This window comes from Actinacidiphila sp. bgisy145 (genome assembly GCF_057708125.1).
In genome coordinates this window covers 102,129-113,820 of the sequence record NZ_JBYIRL010000025.1, presented here as the reverse complement: position 1 = coordinate 113,820, position 11,692 = coordinate 102,129, and the positions used below count along the sequence as shown (strand labels likewise).

At 72.8% G+C, this 11,692-nt stretch carries 10 protein-coding genes and 2 pseudogenes; 2 read left to right on the top strand and 10 right to left on the bottom strand.

The genetic code is table 11. From position 1 onward, the window contains the following. Positions 1-125: 125 nt before the first annotated feature. Positions 126-545 (bottom strand): ATP-binding protein, encoded by a 420-nt coding sequence (locus AC3ERT_RS22800; protein WP_335980953.1) that lies wholly within the window; start codon positions 543-545, stop codon positions 126-128. Positions 546-626: 81 nt separating this feature from the next. Continuing rightward, on the bottom strand, positions 627-968 hold the full coding sequence (gene bldG, locus AC3ERT_RS22795) for an anti-sigma factor antagonist BldG (RefSeq protein WP_031520166.1): 342 nt from the start codon (positions 966-968) through the stop codon (positions 627-629). A 191-nt stretch (positions 969-1,159) separates the two neighbouring features. Between bldG and AC3ERT_RS22790 the strand changes: the two genes are divergently transcribed. Then, positions 1,160-3,676 (top strand): DEAD/DEAH box helicase, encoded by a 2,517-nt coding sequence (locus AC3ERT_RS22790; protein WP_435176456.1) that lies wholly within the window; start codon positions 1,160-1,162, stop codon positions 3,674-3,676. Positions 3,677-3,882: 206 nt separating this feature from the next. Here AC3ERT_RS22790 and AC3ERT_RS22785 read toward each other — a convergent pair. The 7 genes and pseudogenes from AC3ERT_RS22785 to ssd all read right to left on the bottom strand — a co-directional run. Continuing rightward, positions 3,883-4,080 (bottom strand): annotated as a pseudogene (locus AC3ERT_RS22785) (Rv3654c family TadE-like protein); the annotation flags it as partial. A 47-nt stretch (positions 4,081-4,127) separates the two neighbouring features. Next, entirely contained in the window at positions 4,128-4,541 is a 414-nt protein-coding gene (locus AC3ERT_RS22780) for a TadE family type IV pilus minor pilin (RefSeq protein WP_435131374.1), read from the bottom strand. Beyond that, entirely contained in the window at positions 4,528-4,749 is a 222-nt protein-coding gene (locus AC3ERT_RS22775; protein ID WP_435176454.1) for a DUF4244 domain-containing protein, read from the bottom strand. The genes AC3ERT_RS22780 and AC3ERT_RS22775 overlap by 14 nt, the downstream gene beginning before the upstream one ends. 92 nt (positions 4,750-4,841) lie before the next feature. Next, positions 4,842-5,663 carry a type II secretion system F family protein gene (locus tag AC3ERT_RS22770; protein ID WP_335980958.1) on the bottom strand — a complete coding sequence of 274 codons (822 nt, stop codon included), beginning with the start codon at positions 5,661-5,663 and terminating at the stop codon, positions 4,842-4,844. A 125-nt stretch (positions 5,664-5,788) separates the two neighbouring features. Further along, a pseudogene (locus AC3ERT_RS22765) lies at positions 5,789-6,511 on the bottom strand (type II secretion system F family protein); the annotation flags it as partial. A gap of 329 nt (positions 6,512-6,840) precedes the next feature. Continuing rightward, entirely contained in the window at positions 6,841-7,995 is a 1,155-nt protein-coding gene (locus tag AC3ERT_RS22760) for a TadA family conjugal transfer-associated ATPase (protein ID WP_435176452.1), read from the bottom strand. Beyond that, the gene (gene ssd / locus AC3ERT_RS22755) at positions 7,992-9,110 is read right to left on the bottom strand and encodes a septum site-determining protein Ssd (protein ID WP_435176450.1); all 1,119 of its coding nucleotides are present in this window, start codon (positions 9,108-9,110) and stop codon (positions 7,992-7,994) included. Before ssd ends, AC3ERT_RS22760 begins: the two co-directional genes overlap by 4 nt. A gap of 450 nt (positions 9,111-9,560) precedes the next feature. Between ssd and AC3ERT_RS22750 the strand changes: the two genes are divergently transcribed. Continuing rightward, a complete protein-coding gene (locus AC3ERT_RS22750) occupies positions 9,561-10,406 on the top strand; it encodes an HAD family hydrolase (RefSeq protein WP_435176448.1) in 846 nt (281 codons plus the stop codon). 370 nt (positions 10,407-10,776) lie between these two features. Here the strand turns inward: AC3ERT_RS22750 and AC3ERT_RS22745 are convergent, their stop codons facing one another. Continuing rightward, on the bottom strand, positions 10,777-11,634 hold the full coding sequence (locus AC3ERT_RS22745; RefSeq protein ID WP_435176446.1) for a Fic family protein: 858 nt from the start codon (positions 11,632-11,634) through the stop codon (positions 10,777-10,779). Between the last annotated feature and the right edge of the window lie 58 nt (positions 11,635-11,692).

Here is an 11,692-nt window from a genome sequence, read left to right as displayed (position 1 = left end):
CTCGTACAGTGCTGCCCGTCCGGCGGCCGCGGGCGCGGTGGTGTGACCATTCCCACGGAGCCAGGACCGGGGACAGGGGCCGCTGCGCGCGGCGGACCGGGTCGGGTCGGGTCGGGTCGGGTCGGCTAGACGGTGACGGTCGGCCAGGTCATCCGGATCACGCCGCCGCGGTCGCCGTCGATCACCTCGACGTCGTCGACCAGGCCGCTGATGACGGCGAGGCCCATCTCGCCCTCGTCCTCGGCGGCGTCATCGGTGGGCGGGCCGTCGGTGTGGCCGCCACCGGCCGAAGTGCTGGCGACCTCGTCCACGACCTCGATGGAGAACTTCTTCTCGTCCTCGTTGAGCAGTACGCGCACCGGCTGCTCGACGCCGTTGTTGCGGTGCAGGCCGACGGCACGGCTGCACGCCTCGCCGACCGCCAGCCGGACCTCGTCCAAGGACGCCTCGTCCACCCCCGCTCGGCGCGCCACCTGGGCGGCCACGAGCCGTGCGGTGCGCACATGCTCGGGCTGGGCGCTGAAGAGCAGTTCTACGGTGGGCATGGGGCTTCCCCCTCCGGTCCTGTGGTTGGGCATCACAGGGGACCGGACGGCGGTCCGTCCGGTGCCCCTCTCGGACGAACGTCAGTCGGTCGCCGCGACAGCCTCGTCGACCGAGGTGTGGATGGGGAACACCTTGGTCAGACCGGTGATTCGGAAAATCTTCAGGATGCGCTCCTGGTTGCACACCAGACGCAGCGATCCTTCGTGCGCACGCACCCGCTTCAGCCCGCCGACGAGCACACCCAGGCCGGTCGAGTCGAGGAAGTCGACTCCCTCCATGTCCACGACGAGGTGGTAACTCCCGTCGTTCACGAGCTCCACGAGCTGCTCCCGCAGCTTGGGCGCGGTGTACACATCAATCTCGCCGCCGACCTCGACGATCGTGCGATCGCCGACGGTTCGGGTCGACAGGGACAGGTCCACTGATCCTCCAGCACCTTGCATCGACGCGGCGCCCCCCTGGGGCCTCCACCGAAACGTTAACGGTAGTGGTGACTCCTCCACCGAGCGGTGGGGGAAGGAGTTGGGCCGCGATGGCATTCAATCACTTCGCGGTGGGCCCGCACGACGCCTTACTGCGATTGTCCGTCATGCCGGTGACACACTGAGTGCCGATGGCCCAGGATCAACTTCCGCAGTCGGCGCACGGCCGACCGTCCCCACGGACCGCTTTGGAGCGGCTTTCCGCGGGGGCTGACCGCGCCGTACGCATCACCCATACGGAGCACCTGCCCCCGCGGGTCGGGCGTCATGCATCTTGGCCGGAGGGCGTCCGTCCGGAAGTCGTCGCCGCGATCCGGGCCGCCGGGATCGACCGTCCGTGGGAGCACCAGGCGCTGGCCGCCGAGCACGCGCTGCGCGGCGAGTCGGTGGTCGTGGCCACCGGCACCGCCTCCGGCAAGTCGCTGGCCTACCTCGCACCGGTGCTGAGCGCGCTGCTGCCGGAGCCGCGGGGCGCCGGGGGCGCCGCTGATGGTGACCGTGACAGCGGGTCGGTCGCCGCCGATGGGCCGATCGGGGGAAGCGGAGGGGCCGGGAGCGCCGGGAGCGCCGCGGGGACCGTGGCCGCCGTCGGACGGGGCCGGGTCCGGGTGCCCGCACAGGGCGGGCGCGGGCCGACCGCGCTCTACCTCGCCCCCACCAAGGCGCTCGCCGCCGACCAGCGCCGCGCAGTGAGCGCCCTCGCGGCGCCGCTCGGCCACGCCGTGCGTCCCGCGGTCTACGACGGCGACACGCCGTACGAGGAACGCGAGTGGGTCCGCCGGCACGGCACCTACGTCCTGACCAACCCCGACATGCTGCACCGCGGCATCCTGCCCGGGCACGCCCGCTGGTCCTCCTTCCTGCGCGGTCTGCGCTACGTCGTCATCGACGAGTGCCACACCTACCGCGGCGTGTTCGGCTCCCACGTCGCCCAGGTACTGCGCCGCCTGCGGCGGATCTGCGCCCGCTACGGCGCCGACCCGGTCTTCCTGCTCGCCTCCGCCACCTCCGCCGACCCCGGTCAGGCCGCCGCCCGCCTGACCGGCGTGCCCGTCGCCGAGGTCACCGAGGACACGTCCCCGCGCGGCGAGGTGGCCTTCGCGCTGTGGGAACCGCCCCTGACCGAACTGTCCGGTGAACACGGCGCCCCGGTCCGCCGCACCGCCACCGCCGAGTGCGCCGAGCTCCTCACCGACCTCGTCCTGCAGGGCGTACGGACCGTCGCCTTCGTCCGCTCCCGGCGCGGTGCGGAACTCGTCGCCCTCATCGCCCAGGAGCGGCTCGCCGAGATCGACTCCTCACTCCCGCAGCGCGTCGCCGCCTACCGCGGCGGCTACCTGCCCGACGAGCGCCGTGCCCTCGAACGCGACCTGCACTCCGGCCGCCTGCTCGGCCTGGCCTCCACCTCCGCCCTCGAGCTCGGCGTGGACGTCTCCGGGCTCGACGCGGTCCTGCTGGCCGGCTATCCCGGCACCCGCGCCTCGCTGTGGCAGCAGGCCGGGCGGGCCGGGCGCTCGGCCCAGGGCGCGCTGGCGGTCATGGTGGGCCGCGACGACCCCCTGGACACGTATCTCGTCCACCACCCCGAGGCGATCTTCGAACGGCCCGTCGAGTCCACCGTCCTCGACCCGGACAACCCGTACGTGCTCGCACCGCACCTGTGTGCCGCCGCCGCCGAACTCCCGCTGACCGAGGACGACCTGGCTCTCTTCGGCCCCGAAGCCGCCGGTCTGGTGGCGCAGTTGGAGAAGCGCGGGCTGCTGCGCCGCCGGGCGTCGGGATGGTACTGGACCCGCCGGGAACGCGCCGCCGACCTCACCGACATCCGCGGGGAGGGCGGCACCCCGATCCAGGTCGTCGAAGCCGGCACCGGGCGGCTGCTGGGCACCGTGGACGCCTCCTCGGCCCACACCACCGTCCACGAGGGCGCCGTCCACCTCCACCAGGGCCGCACCTATCTCGTACGGCGCCTGGACCTCGAGGACTCCGTCGCCCTGGTGGAGCGCGCCGACCCGCCCTTCAGCACGATGGCCCGCGACACCACTGACATCCGCGTGCTGTCCACCGACATCGACGAACCCTGGGGCGACGCCCGCATCCACTTCGGCTCCGTGGAGGTCACCCACCAAGTGGTGTCCTACCTGCGGCGCCGACTGCTGACCGGCGAGGTCCTCGGCGAGGCCAAACTCGACCTCCCGCCGCGGACCCTGCGCACCCGCGCCGTCTGGTGGACCGTCACCGACGACCAACTCGACACCGCCGGCATCCACCCGGAGGAACTGCCCGGCGCCCTGCACGCCGCCGAGCACGCCTCCATCGGCCTCCTCCCGCTCTTCGCCACCTGCGACCGCTGGGACATCGGCGGCGTGTCCATACCGCTGCACGCCGACACCGGCCTGCCCACCGTCTTCGTCTACGACGGCCACCCCGGCGGGGCGGGCTTCGCCGAACGCGCCTTCCACACCGCCCGCAGCTGGCTCGCCGCGACCCGCGAGGCCATCGCGTCCTGCGAATGCGACCACGGCTGCCCCTCCTGCGTGCAGTCGCCCAAGTGCGGCAACGGCAACGACCCGCTCGACAAAGCCGCCTCCGTCCGCCTGCTGGACTGCCTGCTCGCCTCCGCCAAGGAACCCGACCCCCCGCTCTGACCGACGCTCCTCCACCGTCGGTCCCCCGGGAACACGCCCCCGTCAGTCTCCAGCCCCTGCGCCCCGCGTCGGCCTGAACCGACCACCGGCGTCGGCACCGGCACCGGCACCGGCACCGGCACCGGCACCGAGGCAAGCGGCGGGCCCGCCCGCGACCTCACCCGCGCTCCCCCTACCTCAGCCACGACGTCGGCCACCTCCCCCACCACCACGCACTCACGCAGCACCGCCTGCTGAGCGGCCGCCACCCGCGCGGCCAGCCGGCACGCCGCCTCCTCACCGTCGAGCGCGTGGTCCGCAGCGGCCAACGCGGCCAAGTCCGCAGCGCCGCCCGCCCGGTGCCTGGCCACCACCGCCCTTCCCATCAGCGCCACCCCCGCGAAGACCGCGATCAACAACGCCATCAGCCCGAGCGACCACACCGTCGCCGACCCCCGGTCCCGCTCCCGACTCACGGCCCACCGCTCCCCACCGTCTCCTCGTCCGACGCGGCCGCCTCCGCCGTCAACCTCACCGGAAACCGCGGTCTTTCCACCGTCACCCGCACCCTCACCATCCCTCCGCCCCGGCTCACCCTGACCTCCGCTCCCTTCGGCGCTGCCGCGCGGCTGACCCTCACCACATCCCCCGCCCCTTCCCCCCGCGCAGCAGCGCGCGCCCCGGCCCTGGCGGCGTCCACGCACCGAATCTGCGCAGCCGCCGCCATCAACCCCCACGTCAGCAGCCCCGTCAGCGCCACCAGCGTCGGGATCACCACGGCCGCCTCCGCCGTCACATATCCCTGGTCCCCGCGACGGCGCACCCACCCGGCCCATCCGGACCCGTGTGCGCCGCGCAATCGCCTCACCCACTCAGAACGGCGCATGGAGCGCCTTCTCGATCACCGAGGTCATCGCCGTCCGCACCGGCCCGCTCGTCACGATCTTGTAGAGCACCGCCGCGAACCCGCAGGCCGCAATCGTGCCCACCGCGTACTCCGCGGTGCTCATCCCCGCATCGGCCGCCACCCGGCACCGCCAGACGCACCCGGCCCACCGAACCGCCACCCGCTCAGCCAACTTCCGCCTCGTCATTTCCGTTCTCCTCCTGTTGGTTTCTTGTGATTCCTACTGATTCCGTGCGCCGTCCCGACCGGACGAAGGGGGCGCGCGTCCTGCCGCGGGCCTCAACCTCCGCCACCGCCCACCGGGCCTCCCAGCACCGCCCCGGCCAGCCCCATCACCACCGGCGCGACGCCCACGAACAGAAAGGCGGGCAGGAAGCACACGCCCAGCGGTGCGGTGGCCAGCACCGCGGCCCGGCGAGCCCCGGCGACCGACGAACGGGCGTGCTCAGCGCGGTAGTCCGCGGCCAGCCGCGCCATCTCCGCCACCGGCGCGCTGCCGGTCGTCGACGCCCTCGCCAGACAACGGCCCATCGCCCGGGCCGCAGGCAGTCGGCCGAACCTGTCCCAGCATTCCGACGGCTCCCCACCGAGCCGCAACTCCGCCTCCGCCCGCAGCAGCGCTGCTCCCAACGGCCCGTCCAGGCACCGCCCCACCGCCCCCGCGGTCTCCCCCGGCGTGGCCCCCGCGGCCAGGCAAGCCGCCATCAGGTCGGCGCACAGCGGCAGTTCGCCCGGACCGGATACCGCGTGGTCCGCCTGCTCTTGTGCCGCCCGCCCCGTGGCCTTCGACCGGTGGTGGACGAGCACCATCCGCACGCCGACCCCGACCACGGCCCCGGCCATCACCCCAGCGAAGCTCCCCACGAACGCCGCTGTCCCCAGCGCCGGCGCGACCACCGGCAGCCAGACCCGTCCGGCGTCTCGGGCTTTTCCCCGCCACGCGCGCGGCGCCTTCACCGGCTGGGCTTCCTCCAGCAGGAGACTCAACCTGCGCACGCCGCCACGCCTGTTCCTCCCCGCCACAGCCGCGCCGACTGCCGCACACACCGCCAGTACGACGGCCACCGTCATCCCCAGGCTGTGGACAACCTCGCCGCTCACGACCGGTCCCCTTCCACAACGGGCTCACTCGACGCCTGGGCGGACCGCGGCTCCGCCTTCCCCGGGCCGGGGCCGCCCCACGCGGAGCCGCCCCGACCACGATCCGTCCCGGTCGGCGGGCCGCCCTCGGCAGCCCGGATGATCCGCGCGGTCCAGGCCAGCCCGGCCCACTCCAGAAGCGCGCCCACGACCAGGCAGCCCAGCCCCGCCGGCGTGTGCAGCAGCACCTCGGCCGGGTCGGCTCCCAACGCCGTGCCCAACACCAACCCGAACACCGGGAGCAGCGCCAGCAGCACCGCGGTGGCGCGCGGGCCGGCCAACTGCGCTCGCAGGTCCTCCCGTTGCTCGGCCTCGGCTCGTAGCGCGGCGGCGACCCGGTCCAGGGCCGTGGCCAGCCCAGCGCCTCCGTCCACCGCGACCTGCCAGCACGCGGCCACCGCACCGAGTCCCTGCGCGCCCGGACCTGACCGAGCCGCCGTCCGAAGTGCGCCGGGCACGTCTCCGCCGAACCGGGCGGCAGACAGCAGCAGGCCCGCGATCCGTGCCAGTTCCGGCGACCCGGGCCACCCGGCCGACTGCACCGCCTCCGCGAGCGCCACGTGCGGCGGCTGTCCTGCCCGCAGGTCGCCCGCAAGCGTGCCGCACAGCCCGCTCACCGCGGCCGCGGTCCGTTCCGCCACCGCCCGTTCGGCCCGGTCGCGCAGTGCCCTTCGCACCAACGGGACCGCGACCGCCGCGCCGACCACCGGCACCACCGACCAGGTGACCGCCGCGAGCACCATCCCGGCGGGCAGGCACAGCCACTCCGGACCGCCTCGCACGAGCCGCGCCTCTGCTGTCCCGGCCATCCGCTGCCGGGCGCCGCCGGGAGCACCGCGCCTGCCCGGCCGTTCACGCCGCCAGGCCCGCAAGGACCTCCGCTCGGGCCGCCCCCGCTGGTGCGGGCACCGTCCACCGATCCACGCACGGACGGCCTCGACCACACGACCCCATCGGTTCCGCCACTGCTCAACCCTGCCCGCCGTAGCGCCTGAAGGGGTCTGTGCGCGCGTCAGCAACCCGTGCACGCGTCGCCGGTATCCGTGCCGCTGCAGAGCGGTCCACGCGGGCAGACAGGCCACCAGAAGCGCGGCCCACAGCGCCAGAGCGGGAGTCACCGCCGGACATGTCGCGGCGTTCACGACACACCTGCCGAGCACAGCTGAGCCAACCGACTCCAGCCCGGTCCGCGTTCCACCCCGCCACATCCGTCGCGGACAAGCGCCGGTACCGTGCCGACCAAGCCGTCCCGCCGACGGCTCACCACGTGGATCTCGGCGACTCTGCGCCGACCCGCACCGTCCCGCACGAGGTGGACGACCGCCGACAGCGCGGCGGCCAACTGACTGTGCAGAGCGGCCCGGTCCAGGCCCGCGGTCGAGCCCAGAGCCTCCAGCCTCGCGGGCACATCCGCAGCCGCATTGGCGTGCACGGTCCCGCAGCCGCCCTCGTGACCGGTGTTCAGGGCACCAAGGAGGTCCAGCACCTCGGCGCCGCGCACCTCGCCGACCACGAGCCGGTCGGGCCGCATCCGCAGCGCCTGCCGCACCAGGTCCCGCAAGGTGACCTCGCCGGCCCCCTCCTGGTTGGCGGGCCGGGTCTCCAGCCGGACGACGTGCGGATGGTCCGGGCGCAGTTCGGCGGAGTCCTCGGCGAGGACGATGCGGGCCGCGGGGTCGACAAGGCCGAGCAGGCAGCTCAGCAGCGTGGTCTTTCCCGAGCCGGTGCCGCCGCTGATCATGAACGACAGCCGTGCGTCCAGCATCGCCCGCAGCAGCACGGCGGTCTCCTCGTCGAGGGTGCCGACCGCGACGAGTTCGGGGAGCGTGAACGCGCGGGCCCGTACGACACGGAGTGACAGGCAGGGCGAGCCGACCACGACGGGTGGTAGTACCGCGTGCAGCCGTGTGCCGTCGGGCAGCCGGGCGTCGACCCACGGCCGCGCGTCGTCGAGACGGCGGCCTGCGGTCGTGGCGAGCCGTTGGGCGAGACGTCGCACCGCCGCGGTGTCGGCGAACCGGATCGGGCTGCGTTCGAGGCCGCGGCCCCGGTCGATCCAGACCTGGTCGGGTGCATTGACGAGGATGTCGGTGACTTCCGGGTCGGCCAGGAGGGGCTCCAGCGGTCCGGCGCCGACCAGTTCGGAACGCAGCGCGGCGACCACATCGAGCACTTCGGAGTCCCCGATCAGGCGTCCTTGGGCGCGCAGCGCCGCAGCCACGCGGGCGGGGGTGGGTTCGCCGCCGTGTTCGGCCAGGTGGAGCCGGACCGCGTCGAGCAGTGCCGCACTCATGCCATCACGCACCCGGCGGCCGCGAGCGCCTGTCCGAGGAAGGCTCCGCTGAATCGCGCGAGGGGGCCGCGCGTGGAGGAGCCCGGTGGCGCGCCGCCGGACATCGGATCGGCCAGACCGGGTTCGGGCCGCAACTCACCTGCGAGCGGCAGTCCGATCAGCCGTGCGATCTCGCCGCCGTCCAGGCCGGAGGAGAACGGCCCGCGCGCGACCACCCGCAGGTCGTCCAACGCCGGGGCGAAGGCCGCCGCCACTTGGCAGGCGGCGGCCACCGCGCGGAGTTCAGCGGGCACCACCAGCAGTCCCACATCGATCTGGCCGAGCGTCTCGGTGACGGTGTCGTCCACTTTGCGCGGCAGATCGACGACCACCAGGCCGCCGCCCCGCCTGGCAGCTCCCATCACCGACCGCATGGCCTGGGGCGGGATGAGCATGGACTGTCCGCGGTCCCAGCTCAGCACACTGAGCGAGCCCAGCCGGGGCAGGGACTCCTCCAGCACACCGCTGTTGACGCGGCCGCGCGAGTCGGCGAGATCGGGCCAGCGCAGCCCGCCGGTGCGTTCAGCCCCGAGCATGATGTCCAGGCCACCGCCGAGCGGGTCGCCGTCGACGAGCATGACGCGAAGGCCGGTGCGCGCCGCGGTCACGGCGAGGCCGCAGGCCAGCGTGCTGGCACCGGCGCCGCCCCGGCCGCCGACCACGCCGATCGTCAGAGCGGGCCCGCTGCCGCCTTCTGCCAGGTCCGCCAGCCGGTCCACCAGCCACGCCTCGGCGGCCGGCAGGAACAGGACGTGGTCGGCGCCGACCGCGACGGCCCGGCGCCATGTTTCGGAGTCGGCGGAGTCCACGCCGCCGCTCCCGACCAGCAGAACGCCCTTGCGCCGCGCTGCTCCCTGGACTCTTCCGGATGCCTCCACGCCGACCAGGACAAGCGGTGCGTTCTCCCAACTCGCATTGCGCGGGGGCGCGGTGAAGGCGACTTCCGGTTCTGCGCCGGCCGCCGCGCACAGTCGGAGCAGATCGTCGAGGAGGCTTTCGTCCTCCGTGACAATCAGCGGTCCGCGGATGCCTTCGGCGGCTTCGCGCGGTCGATCGGATGCACTGGTTCGAACCATTTCCCTGTCCCCTGTCGCTTGTCGTGCGAGCACGGTGTGCTGCGCCTGCGATCAGCTTGGGCCAGGAAGTGGAATTGAGACGATCTTGGTCGGAATCTGTGGATAACTCGGCGATTGTGGATAACTCCACCACCCGGACGAGTGGGTTCACCGGGACCAGCGGGACGATTACCGAACGTCACGTGTCATACGCATAGAAACGCACACGCGCACGAGTGAGAGGAACGCCATGAACACGTCGACGTACGCCGCAGCCCCCACCGCCAACTCCCCGTACGCATGCGGACATGCGACGACCCCCGCCGGGGGGGAGAGCGGGGGTCGTCCCCACGGTCCGACTCGGGGGGGGGAGGAGCCAGACCGGGTTAGCACGGTCGCGAACGATCCGTGACTTCCATGGTGTACCCGACGGCCCGCCCAGGCAAACCCACACGCCAGGCCTTAGGCCGAATGGTGGTTGCCTATGCTCGTCCCGTGGAAAACCACCTGCCCCCGCGTACTGCGGCGTTCTTCGATCTCGACAAGACCGTGATCGCCAAGTCGAGCACGCTCGCCTTCGGACGGTCCTTCTACCACGGTGGACTCATCAACAGGCGAGCGGTATTGCGCACCGCATATGCCCAGTTCGTATACCTCGTCGGTGGCGCCGATCACGACCAGATGGAGGGTATGCGCAAATACCTCTCTGATCTGTGCCGCGGCTGGAATGTGCAGCAGGTCCGGGAGATCGTCGCCGAGACGCTGCACGACCTGATCGACCCGATCATCTACGACGAAGCCGCCTCGCTGATCGAGGAGCACCACGCGGCCGGCCGCGACGTGGTGATCGTGAGTGCCTCGGGGTCCGAAGTGGTCGAGCCGATCGGGGAGATGCTCGGCGCCGACCACGTGGTGGCCACTCGGATGGTCGTGGCCGACGGCGCGTACAACGGCGAGATCGAGCATTACGTCTACGGTCCGGCGAAAGCCGAAGCCATCGCCCGGCTGGCCGAGTCCGAGGGGTACGACTTGCAGCGGTCATTCGCCTACAGCGATTCGGCTACGGACCTACCCATGCTGGAGGCGGTCGGCCACCCGTACGCCGTCAACCCTGACCGGGCGCTGCGCAAGGAGGCGGTCGCACGGGACTGGCCGATCCTCACCTTCGAGCGTCCGGTGCGCCTCAAGCAGCGCATCCAGTCGCTGTCGATGCCGCCGCGCCCGGTCCTGGCGGCCGCCGCGATCGGTGCTGCCGCCGCCACCGCGGGACTGGTCTGGCTCGCTGCGCGCCGACGCCGGCCGCTGGCGGCTTCCTGACCGACCGAGACCCCCTCGTGGCCGACGAGACCAAGGTGACGTGAGCCAACGATCGGCCGAGCAGAATGTCCGACTTGGCGGCAAAAGTAAAAAGTGTAGCCAGGGGTTCCGCTACCTGTCGGTCGGGAGTACAAAAGAGTTAACGGCCCGCGAGACCACGGACTTCCGAGAGGAAGACCGCAGTTCAGCTGGCGGCCCCACGGACCGAGCACAGAAGCCGGGCACCCACGCGTAGCCGACCCGCCAACCGGGCCAGCCGCACCAGGCAGCGGGCAAAGTCCCCGCCCTGATGGGCAACATTCGAGCACGCACTGGTAACTCGGCGGACGTGCCCAAGCGGCGGCACCGACGGGTGCCGCCGCTCGTCGGTTCAGGCGGCGCCGCGCTGCATGGCCTCGCAGACGGCGACGCTCTCACGCACCCCGAGTTCGAGCGCGCGCCCGCAGTGGCCGATCCACTCGGCCATGCCCTCGGGAGTGCCCGAGGCGTACCCCTCGAGGGCTTTGAGGTATCCGGCCAGGCCCAGCTCCGCGTGGCCGACCTCCGCCGGGCAGATGGACTTGGGGTCCAGTCCGCTGCCGACCAGGACGATGCGTTCGGCGGCGCGCGCGACCGGCCCGTTGAATGAGCCGAAAGGGCGCAGGCAGAGCAGTTCGCCGTGTACGACGGCGCCCACCACGAGCGCGGGCGCGGTGGAACCGGCCCGCAGCAGTTCGGCGAGTCCGTCGAGCCGCGCGGCGACCTCGGAGGGCTCCGGAAGCGGGACCGTCTCGAAGCCGACCACCTCGTCGGTCACCGGCTCGCCGTCCAGTCGCGGCCGCCCGACGGTGGTTTCCTCAGCAGCCCCGCCGGCCGCGGTCAGGTGCAGCCGGGCAAGTGCCTGCACCGGGGACCGCCGCCACACGCTGAGAAGTTGGCCGGCTTCGGCCGTCACCCGAAGGGCAGCACCAACGGTGCGCGACTGGTCGTCGGCGGAGAAATCGCTGCGGCGGCGTACCTCCTCCAGCGGCCAGTCGGCGCCCGAGAGGGCGGCGGAGGCCCGGGCGCCGCGAAGGGCGGCTTCCGAGGCGATCTCACCGGCCCGGCGACGCATCACCCGGTGGCCGTAGACCCGGTCCACCGCCTGGCGCACGGACTCCACCGCGTCGGGCACGCCCGGCAGCGCGGCGAGTACGGCCAGCGGGTCCGCCTGCCCGGAAGGTGGGGAAGGAGCAGCGTTCGTAGCCATGTCCCTGACCCTACGCACCCCCCACGGCCCGGAAAGACCACGATCGAGTGGCCTTCCC